We start from the raw sequence: 16,189 nt of genomic DNA on the forward strand, positions 1-16,189 counted from the left end.
GGGGAATCGGGGAGGTACGGACCGGTCGGCACGTCGCGCCGGTGCGTAGCCAGGAGCACGCCTCAGCACCGCCACGACACCGGACGCGCCGGACAACACGCGAACGCCGGGCTGCGGACGGACGCACCGAGCAGTGCGGGATGCCGCAGGTGCGTCCCCTACACCTTCACGATCGACGTGAGCGGATAATCCCCCTGGCGGGACCGCCCGTCCAGGAACCCGAGCTCCAGCACCACGGCCGCCGCCACCACCTCGGCGCCCACCGACGCGAACAGCTCGGCCGCCGCCGACAGGGTGCCGCCGGTGGCGAGCACGTCGTCGAGCAACAGCACCCGGCGCCCCGACAGCTCCACGCTGTCGCCGGGGATTTCCAGTGCGGCCGAACCGTATTCGAGGCGGTACTCGCGGGTGTGCACGGGCGGCGGCAGCTTGCCCGCCTTGCGGACGGCGAGCACGCCGGTGCCCAGCGTGGCGGCGACGCCCGCGCCGAGCAGGAAGCCGCGCGCGTCGACGCCGGCGACGAGGTCGGCGTCGGGGGCACAGGCGGCCAGGCAGTCGATGACCGCGCGGAAACCCTCGGGATCGGCGAACACCGGGGTGAGGTCGGCGAAGCGGACGCCGGGTTCGGGGAAGTCGTCCCGCCACCGGGTGAGGCGTTCGACCTGTCCGGCCGCCTTGGCGGTCCGCTCGGCGACTATCTCGTCGGATTCGACCGCCGCGTGCTTACTCATCGACACCTCTCCATGGTCACGCACCCACCAACACCTGTCACCGCCGCAACACCCAGCGGTCCATGTTCCAGCCGGTGCCACCCTGGGTGGGACCGGCCACACCGTTGTGCAGACCGGCGCCGAAGGCGATGGTGCGCGGGGTGGCGAACAACGGAATGCTCGGAATCTCCGCCCACAGCAGGTTCTCGGCCTCGGTCCGCAGGCCCAGCTGCGCGGCCGAGTTGTCGTCGGCCGCAAGCTGATCGGTGATCGCATCGTAACGGCCGTTCCCGAATCGCCCGAAATCGAGGCCGTTGACCGGGCGCAACGCGCTGGTCGCGAACACCCCGGTCATCGAACCGGCGGGGCCGGGAGCCGAGGCGGTGCCGGCGAGCACGGCGTCGACGGAACCCTCGGTGAGGGCGGTGGGGCGGAAGTCGGGCGCGCCCGCGTCCACGACGGTGATGCCGGCCGCGCGGCAGGCCTCGGTGATCTTGGCGACAGTTTTCGCGCGCCGGTCGTCGGGGGTGAGGTAGCCGATCCGGACGGTCGGATTCGGGGTGCCCGCGGCGGCCAGCGCGGCCGTCGCGCCCGGCACGTCGCTGCCGCGGTAGCGCTCGGCGGCACCGATGGTGGCGCCGTAGAACAGCGAATCCTGCTGGGTGATCAGGGAATTCAGCGGCCCCTCGCCGAGGCCGGTGCCCGGCAGGTCGGCCGCCTTGCCCAGTTCGTCGTAGAGCGCCTGGCGCGGCACGCACAGCGCGAACGCGCGGCGCGCCTCCGCCGAGGCGAACACTCCCCCGGTCGAGAGCACCAGTTGCTCGGCGCCGCGCCCCGGCACGTTGGCGACGGTGAACCCGTCCAGATTCAGTTCGGGCACCGAGTTCATGCCGATGTCGACCACGCCGACGGCGTTGTCCGACACCTTCTGCTTCAGATCCGAGGTCTTGTCGAAGACCACGATCCGCCCGGTCTCGGCGGCATTCCCCCACCAGCGCTCGTTCGCGACGAGTACGAGACCTTCTTCGGCGCTGAAGGATTCGACGCGATAGGGCCCCGAGGAGGGGAACCGGGTGAGGTCGATGTCGCCGGATCCGAAGTTCCACCCGGTGTTCCAGAAATCGGCGAGCCGCGCGATGGCATCGGGTTCGGCGTTCTGCACCGCCGACACCGCGTTCGGCACGTCGGCCACGCGCGCGGCGACGTGCGCGGGCATCAACTCACCGGCCGCGAACAGGGTGCGCCACGGCTGATACCAGCGGCCCGGCCGGAACACGACGGTGGCGTCCTTGGACCCCGGCTGGCAGTCGACCCGCTCGATGTCGGCGTAGCCCGCGGTGCTGGCGGAGTCGAATTGCGGTGTGCCGTCGGGCTGTTGGAACCGGCCGCTGCGCGCCGCCCAGGTCAGCACCAGATCGTCGCAGGACGTGGGCACGCCGTCGGAGTACACACCGTCGGGGTTGAGCCGGTACTGGATGGTCTGGGACTCGCCCGGCACTTCCTTGGCGGTGCCGACATCGGTGTCGGCGACCGGCTGCCCCTCGGGTCCGGTGTAGAAGAACCCGGTGAGCACGCGCGAGAAGAGCGCGGCCGACCCGCTGCTCGCGCCGACGGCCGTACCGCCGTTGTAGCTGGTGACGACCGCGTCGACGGCGTAGCCGATGGAGGGCACCTGACTCTGCCCCGAACACCCGGCCACCGCACCGGCGGCCAGGGTGCCCACGGCGACCGCTCCGATCAGACGCACCGCAGCACCGCGTGGCTGTCGCATGGAACGCACTCCTGACGTCGGGGGGGTCAGTGCCGCCTCTTGTGCCGCTTTCCGGACGGACGGGCGCCGGCGCGGGGACCGGTCGCCTCGCGCGGCCTGCGCACGGGCGTCTCGGGCCGTTCGCGACCGGTGGCCGCGACCGCGCGCCGCTCGGCTTCCGCGCCCGCCCTGGTCTTCGCCGCTCCGGACCGCTTGGCCTGCACCTTCTTGGTGTGGGCCGCGATCGGGCCCCACCGCTCCTTGATCGACACCAGCAGCGGGGTGCCGAGGAAGATCGAGGAGAAGGTGCCGACCATCAGGCCCACCAGCTGCACCAGCGCCAAGTCCTTGAGGGTGCCGACGCCGAGCATCCACACCGCGATCACCATCAGGCCCACGATCGGCAGCACACCGATGACGGTGGTGTTGATCGAGCGCATGAAGGTCTGGTTGACGGCGAGGTTGGCCTGTTCGGCGTAGGTGCGCCGGTTCAGGTGCTCGATGCCGCGCGTGTTCTCCTCCACCTTGTCGAACACGATGACCGAGTCGTACAGCGAGAAGCCGAGGATGGTCAGGATGCCGATCACGGTGGCCGGGGTGACCTCGAAGCCGACGAGCGAGTACACGCCCGCCGTGACCACGACGTCGAAGAACAGCGACGCCATCGCGGCGATGGCCATGTCCCGCTCGAAGCGGACGGCGATGTACAGCGCGGCGAGGACCAGGAACACCACCAGCGCGATCAATGCCTTGCGGGTCACCTGATCGCCCCACGTCTCGCTGACATCGGAAGTGCTGATCGCGGCCACGCTGGGGTTGCCGTCGCGGTCCAGCGGCTGGAAAGCCTCGAACAGCGCGGCGTTGAGCCGCTCGACCTGCGACTGATCCAGTGCCTCGGAACGGATCAGCATCGTGGCGGTGGAACCGCTGCCCACCGACTGCACGGTGACCGGGTCGGTGCCCAGCGCGTCGTGGTAGACCGTCTCGATCTGCTCGGTGGTCGCGGTACCGGCCGGGAACTGGATGCGCGATCCGCCCTCGAAGTCGATGCCGAAGCTGAACCCGCGGAACACGATGCTGCCCAACGAGATCAAGACCATGACGGCGCACACGGTATACCAGAAGCGGCGGCGGCCGATGACGTCGATCGCACCGGTGCCCGTGTAGAGACGGTTGAAGAAACCGTGCTCCGGCGCACGGCCAGGTCCCGACGGCGACTGGGCGTCTTCGACCATCGACGGAGTGGTCTGGCTGTTGCTCATCGCGTCCTCACGCTCTCGGAGACCGATCCCTGGGCGGCGCGGCGCTCACGCGCGACTTCCTGGATCGCGCCCAGACCGTTCATCGACGGCCGCGCCCAGAACTCGCGGCGCGAGGCCAGCAGCACCAGCGGCCAGGTCACCAGGAACACCACGACGACGTCGAGGATGGTGGTCAGGCCGAGGGTGAACGCGAAGCCCTTCACCTGGCCGACCGCGAGCACGTACAGCACGGCGGCGGCCAGGAAGCTGACCGCGTTACCGGTCAGGATGGTGCGCCGGGCGCGCTGCCAGCCCCGCGGCACCGCCGAGCGGAAGCTGCGGCCCTCGCGCATCTCGTCCTTGATTCGTTCGAAGAACACCACGAACGAGTCGGCCGTCATACCGATACCGATGATCAGGCCCGCGATGCCCGCGAGATCGAGGGTGAAGCCGATCCAACGGCCGAGCAGAACCATCAACCCGTACACCCCGAGGCCGGACAACAGCAGGGACAGGCCGGTGAGGAAGCCCAGCATGCGGTAGTAGACCAAGCAGTACAGCAGGGTGATCGCGAGACCGACCGCACCGGCGATCAGGCCCGCGCGCAGCGAGGACAGGCCCAGTGTCGCCGACACCGTCTCCGCCTCGGAGGTCTGGAACGACAGCGGAAGCGAACCGTACTTCAGCGTGTTCGCCAGCTCCCGCGCCGAGGAGGCGCTGAACGAGCCGGAGATCTGGGTGGTGCCGCCGAGCTGCGGGCCCTGCTGCACCTGCGGCGCGCTCACCACCTGCGAATCCAGCGTGAACGCCACGCGGCGCTGCACGTATTCGCCGGTCAGATCGGCCCAGGCGTCGCTGCCGGTGGACTTGAACTCCAGGTCGACCACCCAGCGCGACTGCTGGGTGTCCAGGTTGGAGGTCGCGTTGGCGATCTCCTGGCCGTCGATGCGGCTCTTGTCGAGCAGGAACACCTCGGTGCCGTCCTGCGAGCAGGTCACCAGCGGCAGGTTCGGGTCGTCGTTGCCCGCGAGCGGGTCGGGCTTGGTGCAGTCCAGCGCCGCCATCGCGGCCAGCTGCGTCGCCTGATCGGTGCTCTGCCTGCTGGCGCGGGCCTCGGCGATCTCGCGCTGGGTCTGCTCCTGCGGCGTGAGCGACGGTTCCGCGGGCTCGTCGGTGGGCGCCTGCGCGGGGAACACCCGCTGCTGCGGTTCCGACGGCTGCTCGGCGGGCGCCGGGGCCGGTTCGGGCGCGGGTGTGGTGGCGCCGGGCGTGGTCTGCTGCGCGGGCGGGGTCTGCTGGGCGCCCGCGATCGGCGGGGAGGCCTGCAACACCGGGCGGATGTAGAGCTTGGCGGTGGTGGCGAGCGCGCGGGCCTGCTGGCCGTCGTCGCCCGGCACGGTGATGACGATGTTCTCGCCCTCGATGGCCACCTCGGAGCCGGAGACGCCGAGACCGTTGACGCGGTTCTCGATGATCTCCTGCGCCTTCTTCAGGCTGTCCTGGCTGGGGCTGCTGCCGTCGGGCGTGCGCGCGGTCAGCGTGACCCGCGTACCGCCCTGCAAGTCGATGCCGAGCTTGGGTGTCGGGTCCTTGTCACCGGTGAAGAACACCAACGCATAGATCACGGCAAGCAGCGCGGCGTAGACGCCGAGCAACCTGAGCGGATGCGCCGATCCCTGAGAAGGTGGCACAGTACGTATCTCCTAGGCGGGAAGTCGAGGATGGATCCAGGCGCACACGGCGGACCGCCGCCGGAGGCAGGTGCGTCCGGCGCGCGGTCGGGGGCGCCGCGGCGGTCAGTCCTTGGTCAGCCGGGTCTCGGTCTGCTCGGGCGTCTCCTCGGCCGGGTCGGCCGGGGTGTCGTCCACGGTCTCGTCCGCGATCTCGTCGGCGGGCTCGCGGACCTCGCGGATCGCCAGGCGCAGCCACGTGGTGACCACGTCCTCGGCGATCTCCAGGTCGACGGTGTCCTCGTCGAGCTCTACCACGGTGCCCCACAGACCGGACGTGGTGACCACCTGGTCGCCGATCTTCAGGCTGTCCTGCATCGTCGCCGTCTTCTCGGCTTCACGCTTCTGGCGGCGCAGGCCGAGCAGGATCGGGATGAACAGGGCAACGAGTATCAGCAGAAACAGAAAATCCATCGTCGGAGTCAGTCCCTGTCTTGTGGGTGGGATGGACAAGTACCCACACAGTCTGCCAGTTGCCGCCCGAGCCGCCACACCCGCACACCCTCGACGAGCGGCGGGGGTGTCCACCGGCAGGTCGGAGGAGGGTTTCGCCGAACGCGAAATGCCCCGCGACCGGTGATCGCGAGGCATTTCCCGAGCTGGGCTCGGTCAGGCTGTAGCGGATTCGCCTGACCCGCTCAGGCGGTAGCCGATCGGCCTGATCGGGGGCCCTGCGTGGTGACGCTGCGCTACCTCCTCCGGGCCTGACCCGCTCAGGCGGGCACCGACCCGTAGGCGTAGTCGTCGAGCGGGAAGCTCACCGCGTGGCGATGGGTGCTGACCGTGCTGTTCGGGCGCAGCAGCGCGGCCTCGCCGTGCTGGTTGAAGTAGTAGCTGCGCGAACTCGCGCAGTCGCCGCCGTAGAACACCGACGAGCCGAGCTTGTCGGTGACGGTGTCGAGGAAGCGCTCGTTGGCCGCCTCGGTGACCTCGAAGGTGGTCTCCCCGCGCCGGAACAGCTCGCCGAGCAGCCGGGCCATGTGCTTCATCTGCGCCTCGATGGTGGTGAAGTACGACAGGCCGCTGTAGGAGTACGGGCTGTTGAGGCTCAGGAAGTTGGGGAACTTCGGCACGGTGATGCCCTCGTAGGCCTGGAAACGGTTGTCGCGCCAGAACTTTCCGAGGTTCACCCCGTCGCGCCCGATGATCTCGATGGCGGGGAAGTTCACGTCCCACAGGTTGAAGCCGGTGGCCAGGATCAGGGTGTCGATCTCGGTCTTGTGCCCGTCGGCGGTGACGATGCCGTCGGGCGTGACGTGATCGATGGAGTTGGTCTCCAGACGCACGTGCGGCCGGTTGAACGTCTTGAAGTACTCGTTGGAGAAGGTGGGCCGTTTGCAGCCGAAGTCGTAGTGCGGGGTGAGCTGTTCGCGGGTCTTCTTGTCGCGCACCTGGGCGCGCAGGTGCGCCTTGGCCAGCAGCGCCGCCGCCTTGTTCAGCGGCTTGGCCTGGTCGTAGTGCAGCACGCCGACCACCATCAGGGCTTCCAGCATCGACGTGTTGACCAGCCGGGCGGCCTTCTGCGTGACGGGCACCTTGGCGAAGAGGCGCTGCACCGGCGCGGGGATCGGCGCGTCCACTTTGGGCACCACCCAGATGGGCGTGCGCTGGAAGACGGTCAGCGCGGCCGCCTTCTTCGCGACCTCGGGCACCAGCTGCACGGCGGTGGCGCCGGTGCCGATGATGGCGGCGCGCCGGCCGGTGAGGTCGAAGTCCTCGTCCCACGCCGTGGTGTGGATGATCTTGCCCTCGAAGGTGTCGATCCCGGGGAACGGCGGGGTGTAGGGCTGGGAGAGGAAGCCCGTGGCCGTGAGCAGGAACCGGCCGGTGAGGGTTTCCCCGCCCTCGATCGAGACGACCCAGTGCTGGTGTTCTTCGTCCCAGCGCGCGCCGTCCACCACGGTGTCGAAGCGCATGCGGCGGCGCAGGCCGTACTTGTCGGCGACGTGCGCCGCGTACTTCTTGAGCTCCGCACCCGGCGCGAACAGCCGCGTCCAGTACGGGTTGGGCTCGAAGGAGTACGAGTAGGTGACCGACGCGATGTCGACCGCCAGCCCCGGGTAGTGGTTGACGTGCCAGGTGCCGCCGAGATCGCTCTCGCGCTCCAGGATCACGTAATTGCTCAGGCCGAGGCGATCGAGCTCGATGCCCGCCCCCATACCACCGAAACCCGCACCGACCACGATCGCGTCGTACCGAGGCGCCACGTCGAACCTCCCAGATGTGAATGACTTATCACAGAATGACACATCATTCCGTTTGTGACGACAGTATCATCACAGGGGTGACGCAGCCATCGCCGACCCGGGCGCAACGACGCAGAGCCGAACTGCGGCAGGAGATCATCGATACGGCGTTCGTATGCTTCGCCGAACGCGGTTATCACGCCACCGGCATCGCCGACATCGCGGGCGCGCTGGGCATCGGCCACGGCACCTTCTACCGGTACTTCGCCAACAAGCGCGACATCATCGACCACGTCATCGATGACCTCTCCGCGCGCATCATCGACGCGCTGGGCACCCGCAACGCCCCCGACGCGGCCACCTCGCTGGACGACTACCGCGCCCAGCTCGAGCGCATCGGCACCGAGCTGAGCCGGATCCTCATCGAGGACCGGCGGGTGCCGCAGCTACTCATGTTCCACGCCACCGGCATCGACGACGAACTCACCGCCCGCCTCTACGGGCTGCTCGACACCGCCGACGCGCTCACCGCGGGCTACCTCGAGCACGGCGTCGAGGCCGGGTACCTGCGCGCCGATCTCGATACCGTCAACACCGCGCGCGCGGTGACCGGGATGCTCATCGCGGCGATCCTGCACGGGATGCGCGATCCCGATCCGGCCGCCGTGGAGGGCCTGGAGACCGCCATCCGCCGCCTGCTCATCGACGGCGTGCGCAAAGACTGAACCCGCCGTCGCGCGGGCCGCCCGGCCGCTACAGTGTGGGACACAGATCACACCTGTTCGCATGGGGGCGCACGTTGTTCTCGAAAGACCGGACCACGCGGCGCAGCGGCGCAGCGGCCGATCACCCGTCCGGAGGGCCTGACACAATGTCGCGCGTGATGACCCCCGACGACGTGAGTCGCGTCCATTTCCCCATGCCCCAGCTGGGGCATCGCGGCTATCACGCCGAGGAGGTCGACGCCTTCCTGGAACTGGTCGCCGCCACCCTGGGCGGCCAGGGCGCGCTGACCGCCGACGACGTGCGTCACGTCGCGTTCGACCCGCCCCGGTTCGGCGGGCGCGGCTACCAGGCCGACCAGGTGGACGAGTTCCTGGACCGGGTGCGCGTCGAACTCGAATACCGTCAGCGCGGCACCCGCCCCGCGCCGTGGGGCGGCAACGGCGCCACCGCGGCCCTGCTCACCCCCGACGACGTGCACCGGATGCGCTTCACGCAGTCGGCCGTGGGGCGGCGCGGCTATCACGAGGAAGAGGTCGACGCGTTCCTCGACCTGGTCGCCGCCACCCTCGCGCACGGCGGGCCGGGCAGCCTCACCGTGGACGATGTGCGCGCCGTCCGGTTCACCGACGCCCGCCTCGGCACCCGCGGCTACCAGCGCGACGAGGTGGACGCGTTCCTGGATCTGGTGGTCACGGCGCTGGAGCGAAGCGACCACCACTGACCGCTCTACCCCTGGATGCTGTGCAGTTCGGCCTGGTGCTTGTCGTCGGGGAAGACGAAGCGGCGCAGCGCCCAGAAGCGGAACGCCATGGCCAGCAGCACGCCGAGGATCTGGCCGGTGATGAAGTTCGAGACGGCCTGGGTGACCGGCCCGACGTGCGGCACCCGCAGATCCAGCACGTACAGCGAGATGGCCTGCGGGATCATGGTGACGCCGATGGCGAGCGCGCTGACCGCGAAGAACAGGGCCGCCTCGTGGTGGCGCTGGTGGCCGCCCCTGGTGCGGAACGACCACTCGCGGTTGAGGATGTAGGAGGCGATGGTCGCGATGAGCACGCCCAGCAGGCGCGCGGTGAGCGGCTTGTCGCCCAGGACCGTCAGTTTGGTCGCGTACACGACGCCGGTGTCGATGAACCACGTGATGGCGCCGACCGTGGCGAACTTCAGCAGCTCGCGGTGCTCGATCGCCTTGCTGCGGTACGGCTCCGGGATATGGTCGAGCACTTGTTGGACCACGGTCATGACCCGACTCTAACCGGCGCCGCCGAGCGGCGTCCGCCGACGGCGATCATGAACGGGGTTCAGTCGAACAGGTCCAGCGTCGGTTGCGGTTCGCGGCCGCGCACCTCGATCGACCCGAAGACCAGGTCGGGCGGCGGTACCAGGCCGAGGTGCTCCCAGGCCGCGGCGGTGGCGACCCGCCCGCGCGGCGTGCGCGCGACCAGTCCGGCGCGGACCAGGAACGGCTCGCACACCTCCTCCACCGTGGCGGCTTCCTCGCCGACGGCGACGGCCAGCGTGGAGACGCCGACCGGGCCGCCGTGGAAGCTGCGCACCAGCGCGCCCAGCACAGCGCGGTCCAGCCGGTCCAGGCCGAGGACGTCCACGTCGTACACCTCGAGCGCGGAGCGGGCGATCGGCTTGGTGACGAGTCCGTCGGCGCGCACCTCGGCGTAGTCGCGCACGCGGCGCAGCAGCCGGTTGGCGATGCGGGGCGTGCCGCGGGAGCGGCCCGCGATCTCGGCGGCGGCGTCGTCCTCGATGTGCACGCCGAGGATCTGGGCCGAGCGGGTGAGGATGAGCCGCAGTTCCTCGGGATCGTAGAAATCCATGTGCCCGGTGAAGCCGAAGCGGTCGCGCAGCGGGCCGGTGAGCGCGCCGGAGCGGGTGGTGGCGCCGACCAGCGTGAACGGCGCGATATCGAGCGGGATCGAGGTGGCGCCGGGACCTTTGCCGACCACCACGTCGACGCGGAAGTCTTCCATCGCGAGGTACAGCATCTCCTCGGCGGGGCGGGCCATGCGGTGGATCTCGTCGATGAACAGCACGTCGCCCTCGACCAGATTGCTGAGCATCGCGGCCAGATCACCCGCGCGTTCCAGCGCCGGACCCGAGGTGATGCGCAGGGCGGTGCCGAGTTCGGCGGCGATGATCATCGCCATGCTGGTCTTGCCGAGACCGGGCGGGCCCGACAGCAGCACGTGATCGGGTGTGCCGCCGCGCTGGCGGGCGCCGCGCAGCACGAGGGTGAGCTGTTCGCGCACGCGCGGCTGGCCGATGAAGTCGTCCAGCGACTTCGGGCGCAGGCTGGCCTCGATCTCGCCGTCGGAGCGCAGGTAGCTCGCGGTGACGGCGGATTCGTCCTCGTCGTGCTCCATCGCGTCCTACCGGTTCTTGCCGAGGGTGGACAGGGCGGCGCGCAGCGCGGTGGCGGTGTCGGCGGCGGGCTGTTCGGCCAGGACGGCGTCCACCGACGGCTCGGCCTGTTTGGCGGGAAAGCCCAGTCCGACGAGCGCCTCCACGACCTGGTCGCGCACGGGCGTGAGCACGGGCGCCTGCGCGCTGCCGGGCGGACCCGCCTGCACCGGAACGAGATCCACCTTGTCGCGCAACTCCACCACCATGCGCTCGGCGCCGCGCTTGCCGATGCCGGGAACCCTCGTCAGCGCGGCGACATTGCTCTCGGCGAGCGCCTTGCGCAGGGCTTCGGGTTCGAGCACGGCGAGCACCGCCATGGCCAGCCGGGGGCCGACGCCGGAGACGGTTTGCAGCAGGCCGAACAGGTCGCGGGCCTCGGTGTCGGCGAAACCGTAGAGGGTCATGGAGTCCTCGCGCACGATCATCGCCGTGTAGAGGCGCACCTCCGCGCCTCGGGTGAGTGTGGCCAGCGTGGCGGGGGTGGCGTTGAGCCGGTAGCCGACGCCGGCGGCCTCCACCACCGCGTGGTCGAGCGCGATCTCCAGCACCTCGCCGCGTACCGACGCGATCACCCGCGCACCGCCTTCCGTTGTTCGGCCAGTCGTTCGGTGTAGCGCCGCCGCGCCTCGGCGGCCTTCGCCTCGGCGGCGGCCATCCGCGCCAGCAGCGGCGCCCGCCAACAATGACAGATGGCCAGGGCCAGCGCATCCGCCGCGTCGGCGGGTTTCGGCGCGACCTTCAGGCCGAGCAGCCGGGTGACCATCGCGGTCACCTGCGCCTTGTCGGCGCTGCCGTTGCCGGTGACGGCGGCCTTCACCTCGCTCGGGGTGTGGAAGGCCACCGGGATGCCGCGGCGCGCGGCGGCCAGCGCGATGACGCCGCCCGCCTGCGCGGTGCCCATGGCGGTGCGCACGTTGTGCTGAGCGAACACCCGCTCGATCGCGACGGCCGACGGGCGGTGGGTGTCCATCCACTCCTCGGCGGCGTCGGCGACACGCAGCAGCCGGTGTGCGAGGTCCAGATCGGGCGGGGTGCGCACCACGTCGACGGCGATCGCGGTGACGGTGCGCCCCTGTCCGCCCTCCACGAGGCTGAGGCCGCACCGGGTGAGCCCGGGGTCGACGCCCATCACCCGCACGAAAACCCCTCTCGCAGACACGAACAACTGTTCGAGAGTTTAGCGGAGGGTGCGGTGCGCGGTCACCAGCGACACGGCCGCTACGCCCGGACCGCCGCGTCGAAGGCGTGGTAGGCGCGGGCGTCGAAGAGCACGAACCGCACAGTGTCGACGGCCGAGCCCGCCGCGCGGACGGTTTCGATCGCGATGCGCGCGCCGTCGTCGATGGGCCAGCGGTAGATGCCCGTGGAGATGGCGGGGAACGCGACGGTGAGCGCGCCGAGTTCGTCTGCCACGCGCAGGGATTCGCGATAGCACGAGGCGAGCAGGTCCGAGCGGTCCTCCCGCTCCGACCAGACGGGTCCGACGGTGTGGATCACCCAGCGCGCGGGCAGTTCCCCGGCGGTGGTCGCGACGGCCTGACCGGTCGGCAGCCCGCGACCGTAGTGGGAGGCCCGCAGATCGCGGCATTCGGCCAGGATGCGCGGGCCGCCCACACGGTGGATCGCGCCGTCCACTCCCCCACCGCCGAGCAGCGACGAGTTCGCGGCGTTGACGATCGCGTCGACCGCCTGCCGCGTGATGTCACCCCGGACGAGTTCCACGGTGGTCATGCCCCGGATTCTGCCCCGCCCGATCGTCGGCCGCCAGCACCTTCCGACCGGACCACGAGCCCTCGACCCTCGACAATGCGTAACCAATTGGTTACGCTTTACTCGTGGACGAGGTAGCCGCCGCCATCGCGGATCCGATTCGCCGCGCGATCCTGGAGATGCTGCGGGACGGGCGGCTCACCGCGGGCGAGATCGCGGGACGGTTCGACGTCAGCCGGCCCGCGATCAGCAGGCATCTGCGCGTGCTGCGCGAAAGCGGGCTCGTCCGTGACGAACTCAGCGGCAGGCGGCGTTACTACGAGCTCGACGCCGCGCCGCTCGGCGAACTCGCCGGCTGGATCGCGCGCTTCGGCGTGGCGGGCGTTTGGGAGCAGCGATTGGACGCGCTGGCCACCGAGGTGCACCGCACCAAGCGCGACCGCGTGCGCGGCACCCCGCGCGCGGATGACCAGCCTCGCGCGGGCAGCGCGCAATCCGCCGACAGCCCGGCGAATCCGACCGCCCCCGGTGTCCAGGGAACTCGGGCGAAACCGGCAGGCCCGAAGCACGACTCCGGCCGACCGGCCACCCCCAGGAAAAACACCGCATAACCACGCCCAGACGACTCGCGTCGCGAAACTGACTTCCCCCGAAAGGATTTCGCATGACACCCACCCCCACCGGCCGCCTGATCCCCACCGAACAAGGCCACGATCTCGTCCTCACCAGGACCTATCGCGCCCCGATCGAGGACGTGTGGGCGAGCGTCACCGAATCCGAGCGCACCGCGCGCTGGTACGGCTCCTGGGAGGGCGAGGCGGGGCCGGGCCGCGAGGTCGCGGTGCGCCTGCTGTTCGAAGAAGGGCAGCCGACCGTCACCATGACGATCGACGCGTGCGCACCGCCGCGCCACCTGGCCCTCTCCAGCGCCGACGAGTCCGGCAACTGGCGGCTGGAACTCACGCTCACCGAGCACGGCGACCGGACCGAGCTGAGGTTCGTGCATCACTTGGACGCCGACACCGCGAAACAGGCGGGCGAGGTGGGCCCCGGCTGGGAGTACTACCTCGACGCACTCACCGCCGCGCGGGAAGGCGGGACACTGCCCGTGTTCGAGGACTACTACCCGGCCCAGTCCGAGCACTTCCGAGCCCAGCTCGACGCCTGACCGGAAGACGCCGCGAGCCCCGGCCCTGTGCGGACCGGGGCTCGCGAGCGGAAACGCTCAGTCCTCGAGCTGGGCGAGGACGTCGTCGGGGATGTCGACGTTGGTGTAGACGTTCTGCACGTCGTCGCTGTCCTCGAGTGCGTCGATCAGCTTGATCACCTTGCGCGCGCCGTCCACGTCCACCGCGACCGACACCGACGGCTGGAAGCCGGACTCGGCCGAGTCGTAGTCGATGCCCGCGGCCTGCAACGCCGACCGCACGGCGACCAGATCACCGGGCTCGCTGATGATCTCGAACGACTCGCCCAGGTCGTTGACCTCTTCGGCGCCCGCGTCCAGCACCGCGAGCAGCACGTCGTCCTCGGACAGGCCGTTCTTGTCCAGGGTGACTACGCCCTTGCGGGTGAACAGGTAGGCCACCGAACCCGGATCGGCCATGTTGCCGCCGTTGCGGGTCATCGCGACGCGCACCTCGCCCGCGGCGCGGTTGCGGTTGTCGGTGAGGCACTCGATCAGCACGGCGACACCGTTGGGGCCGTAGCCCTCGTACATGATGGTCTGCCAGTCGGCGCCGCCCGCTTCCTCACCGCCGCCGCGCTTGCGCGCGCGCTCGATATTGTCATTGGGCACCGACGACTTCTTGGCCTTCTGGATGGCGTCGTACAGCGTCGGGTTGCCATCCGGATCACCGCCACCCGTGCGGGCCGCCACCTCGATGTTCTTGATCAGCTTCGCGAAGAGCTTGCCCCGCTTGGCATCGATCGCGGCCTTCTTGTGCTTGGTGGTGGCCCATTTGGAGTGGCCGCTCATTCCCTACTTCCTTCGAGGTCGGTGGCTGAAGAATTCCACCAGCCTAGTGGACGCCCCGGGCCGGCCCGCGTCGCCTCACAGCGAAACCACGTACGCCTCCGGGAAGAAGGCGTCCCGGATGTACTTCGGGGAGGCGTAGGCGAAGCCCTCGTCGCCCCAGGCGGTGCCCCAGCTGTTGCGGATGACGAAGTGCCCGCTGGCCAGGTAGCCGACGATCGCGACGGCGTGCCCGCCGCGCGCGGTGCCGTGCGCGAACTCCTCCAGGAAGCCGCCCGCCGCGGTCGCGCCGTCCCAGGTGTCGTCCACGAGGAAGCCGGCCAGGATGGGTTTGCCGTCGGCGAGCACGGCGCGCCAGTGCGAGAGGTTGACGCCCACATTGAAGTAGGAGGCGATACGCTTGCCCGCCGCGTGCGCCCAGAAGGTGTTCTCCTGCCCCCGGTACATCTTGGTGGCGATATGGAACGGCAGCAAGCTCTCCTCGACCACGCCATAGCGCTTGCACACCTCCACGGCGGCCTTCAATTCGGTGCCCGCGCCCTCGATGAACGTCTCCGGGCGCTGCGAGAAGCCGTCGGTCTCCTTCGATGCCATCCACACGAACCGCGGCGAGATGCGCGCGTCCTGGGGCACCCGGCCCGCGGTGACCAGGTGGTAGCGCAGCAGTCCGTCGCCGGTGGCCCAGCCGACGCAGGAGCCGGTGTCCTCCTGGTCGCCGATGGTCCACCAGTCGCGGCGCAGGTCGACGCTGTCGGGCAGCGCCGCGACGGCGCCGAGCGCGCCGACGGTCAGGGCGTCGGCGAACGTCCAGTCCCGGGCGGTGTCACGGGAGGGGACCAGATTGCAGATCCGCGCCTCGGCGGGCACGGGTTCGTCCGCACGGGGTGCGGTGATGACGTCGGTCATGATGGGGTTCCTTCACGTCCGGGTCGGTCGGGATCGCCCGGATGAGAAGTGATGATGCGCCGCCGCCACGCCCCGGACGCGAGTACTCGCGTACCCGTTCCGCCGCCGGGATCGCGGGCGAACGCGCAGGTGGGGCGCGGGACTACGCGCCGCGCACGATATCGACGAACAGGCCGTGCACCCGCAGGTCGCCGGTGACCTCGGGGTGGAACGCGGTGGCCACCACCGCGCCCTGCCGCACCGCCACGATGCGCCCGGCGAACGGCCCGGACGGCACGGTGGCCAGCACCTGCACGTCGTCGCCCGCGCGCTCCACCCAGGGGGCGCGGATGAAGACGGCGCGCACCGGCCCGCCCTCGACGCCGTCGAAGTCCAGATCGACCTCGAAGGAGTCGACCTGGCGGCCGAACGCGTTGCGGCGCACCGTCATATCGATGCCCGACAGGTGCTCGGCGTCGGGCCGGGTGTCGAGCACCTCGGAGGCGAGCAGGATCATGCCCGCGCACGAACCGTAGGCGGGCATGCCCGCGCGCAGGCGGGCGCGCAGCGGTTCGAGCAGGTCGAACGCGACCAGCAGATTGCTGATGGCGGTGGACTCCCCGCCGGGGATGACCAGTCCGTCGACGGCGGCCAGCTCCTCGGGGCGGCGCACCAGCACCGGCTCGGCACCGCAGTGCGCCAGCGCCGCGACGTGTTCACGCACGTCGCCCTGCAGTGCCAGCACACCGATGGTGGGGCGCGACGCGGGCCGCGCGTCGGCGGCGGGGGTGGCGACCGGGGATGCGTTCACCCCGACGAGCTTACGAGTCCCGGCGGTGTGGGCCCGCTCACGCTTCG

General features: G+C 70.3%; 18 protein-coding genes. 4 read left to right on the plus strand and 14 right to left on the minus strand.

Going from position 1 to position 16,189, the window contains the following annotated elements:
• Positions 1-158: 158 nt before the first annotated feature.
• The 6 genes from OHB21_RS33210 to OHB21_RS33235 form a co-directional block, all read right to left on the minus strand.
• Positions 159-731 carry an adenine phosphoribosyltransferase gene (locus OHB21_RS33210; RefSeq protein ID WP_067504095.1) on the minus strand — a complete coding sequence of 191 codons (573 nt, stop codon included), beginning with the start codon at positions 729-731 and terminating at the stop codon, positions 159-161.
• A gap of 37 nt (positions 732-768) precedes the next feature.
• Complete coding sequence (locus tag OHB21_RS33215; protein WP_195125621.1) at positions 769-2,481, minus strand: ABC transporter substrate-binding protein; 1,713 nt, start codon at positions 2,479-2,481, stop codon at positions 769-771.
• 26 nt (positions 2,482-2,507) lie between these two features.
• Complete coding sequence (gene secF, locus OHB21_RS33220; RefSeq protein ID WP_195125620.1) at positions 2,508-3,722, minus strand: protein translocase subunit SecF; 1,215 nt, start codon at positions 3,720-3,722, stop codon at positions 2,508-2,510.
• A complete protein-coding gene (secD, locus tag OHB21_RS33225; RefSeq protein ID WP_067504102.1) occupies positions 3,719-5,392 on the minus strand; it encodes a protein translocase subunit SecD in 1,674 nt (557 codons plus the stop codon). The genes secF and secD overlap by 4 nt, the downstream gene beginning before the upstream one ends.
• 105 nt (positions 5,393-5,497) lie before the next feature.
• Positions 5,498-5,845, minus strand: a complete 348-nt coding sequence (gene yajC, locus OHB21_RS33230) for a preprotein translocase subunit YajC (protein ID WP_067504103.1) — start codon at positions 5,843-5,845, stop codon at positions 5,498-5,500.
• 299 nt (positions 5,846-6,144) lie between these two features.
• On the minus strand, positions 6,145-7,638 hold the full coding sequence (locus tag OHB21_RS33235) for a flavin-containing monooxygenase (RefSeq protein ID WP_067504108.1): 1,494 nt from the start codon (positions 7,636-7,638) through the stop codon (positions 6,145-6,147).
• Between the two features lie 35 nt (positions 7,639-7,673).
• On the opposite strand from OHB21_RS33235, the gene OHB21_RS33240 reads away from it, so the two are divergent.
• Together OHB21_RS33240 and OHB21_RS33245 are read left to right on the plus strand one after the other, a co-directional pair.
• Entirely contained in the window at positions 7,674-8,342 is a 669-nt protein-coding gene (locus OHB21_RS33240) for a TetR/AcrR family transcriptional regulator (RefSeq protein ID WP_084537351.1), read from the plus strand.
• A gap of 158 nt (positions 8,343-8,500) precedes the next feature.
• Complete coding sequence (locus OHB21_RS33245) at positions 8,501-9,064, plus strand: DivIVA domain-containing protein (protein WP_067504308.1); 564 nt, start codon at positions 8,501-8,503, stop codon at positions 9,062-9,064.
• A gap of 5 nt (positions 9,065-9,069) precedes the next feature.
• On the opposite strand, the gene OHB21_RS33250 is transcribed toward OHB21_RS33245, so the two are convergent.
• The 5 genes from OHB21_RS33250 to OHB21_RS33270 form a co-directional block, all read right to left on the minus strand.
• The gene (locus OHB21_RS33250) at positions 9,070-9,585 is read right to left on the minus strand and encodes a GtrA family protein (RefSeq protein ID WP_067504114.1); all 516 of its coding nucleotides are present in this window, start codon (positions 9,583-9,585) and stop codon (positions 9,070-9,072) included.
• Between the two features lie 59 nt (positions 9,586-9,644).
• Positions 9,645-10,721: a Holliday junction branch migration DNA helicase RuvB gene (ruvB, locus tag OHB21_RS33255; protein WP_067504117.1), complete on the minus strand. Its 1,077-nt coding sequence runs from the start codon at positions 10,719-10,721 to the stop codon at positions 9,645-9,647.
• Between the two features lie 6 nt (positions 10,722-10,727).
• Positions 10,728-11,333 carry a Holliday junction branch migration protein RuvA gene (ruvA, locus tag OHB21_RS33260; protein WP_067504120.1) on the minus strand — a complete coding sequence of 202 codons (606 nt, stop codon included), beginning with the start codon at positions 11,331-11,333 and terminating at the stop codon, positions 10,728-10,730.
• On the minus strand, positions 11,330-11,899 hold the full coding sequence (gene ruvC / locus OHB21_RS33265; RefSeq protein ID WP_067504123.1) for a crossover junction endodeoxyribonuclease RuvC: 570 nt from the start codon (positions 11,897-11,899) through the stop codon (positions 11,330-11,332). The genes ruvA and ruvC overlap by 4 nt, the downstream gene beginning before the upstream one ends.
• 80 nt (positions 11,900-11,979) lie before the next feature.
• The gene (locus OHB21_RS33270) at positions 11,980-12,492 is read right to left on the minus strand and encodes an O-acetyl-ADP-ribose deacetylase (RefSeq protein WP_067504126.1); all 513 of its coding nucleotides are present in this window, start codon (positions 12,490-12,492) and stop codon (positions 11,980-11,982) included.
• A 104-nt stretch (positions 12,493-12,596) separates the two neighbouring features.
• Here OHB21_RS33270 and OHB21_RS33275 point away from each other — a divergent pair, with 104 nt between their 5' ends.
• Both OHB21_RS33275 and OHB21_RS33280 read left to right on the plus strand, forming a co-directional pair.
• Positions 12,597-13,082 (plus strand): metalloregulator ArsR/SmtB family transcription factor, encoded by a 486-nt coding sequence (locus OHB21_RS33275; RefSeq protein ID WP_084537352.1) that lies wholly within the window; start codon positions 12,597-12,599, stop codon positions 13,080-13,082.
• A gap of 53 nt (positions 13,083-13,135) precedes the next feature.
• Positions 13,136-13,639 (plus strand): SRPBCC family protein, encoded by a 504-nt coding sequence (locus OHB21_RS33280; RefSeq protein ID WP_067504129.1) that lies wholly within the window; start codon positions 13,136-13,138, stop codon positions 13,637-13,639.
• Between the two features lie 57 nt (positions 13,640-13,696).
• On the opposite strand, the gene OHB21_RS33285 is transcribed toward OHB21_RS33280, so the two are convergent.
• From OHB21_RS33285 to pdxT, 3 genes are all read right to left on the minus strand, one after another.
• Complete coding sequence (locus OHB21_RS33285; protein WP_067504132.1) at positions 13,697-14,449, minus strand: YebC/PmpR family DNA-binding transcriptional regulator; 753 nt, start codon at positions 14,447-14,449, stop codon at positions 13,697-13,699.
• A gap of 75 nt (positions 14,450-14,524) precedes the next feature.
• Complete coding sequence (locus tag OHB21_RS33290; RefSeq protein ID WP_195125619.1) at positions 14,525-15,352, minus strand: C1 family peptidase; 828 nt, start codon at positions 15,350-15,352, stop codon at positions 14,525-14,527.
• Positions 15,353-15,494: 142 nt separating this feature from the next.
• Positions 15,495-16,142, minus strand: coding sequence for a pyridoxal 5'-phosphate synthase glutaminase subunit PdxT (gene pdxT, locus OHB21_RS33295; protein WP_067504153.1), 648 nt, complete (start codon positions 16,140-16,142; stop codon positions 15,495-15,497).
• Between the last annotated feature and the right edge of the window lie 47 nt (positions 16,143-16,189).

The sequence above is a fragment of the Nocardia puris genome (assembly GCF_036051655.1).
GTDB lineage: Bacteria > Actinomycetota > Actinomycetes > Mycobacteriales > Mycobacteriaceae > Nocardia > Nocardia puris.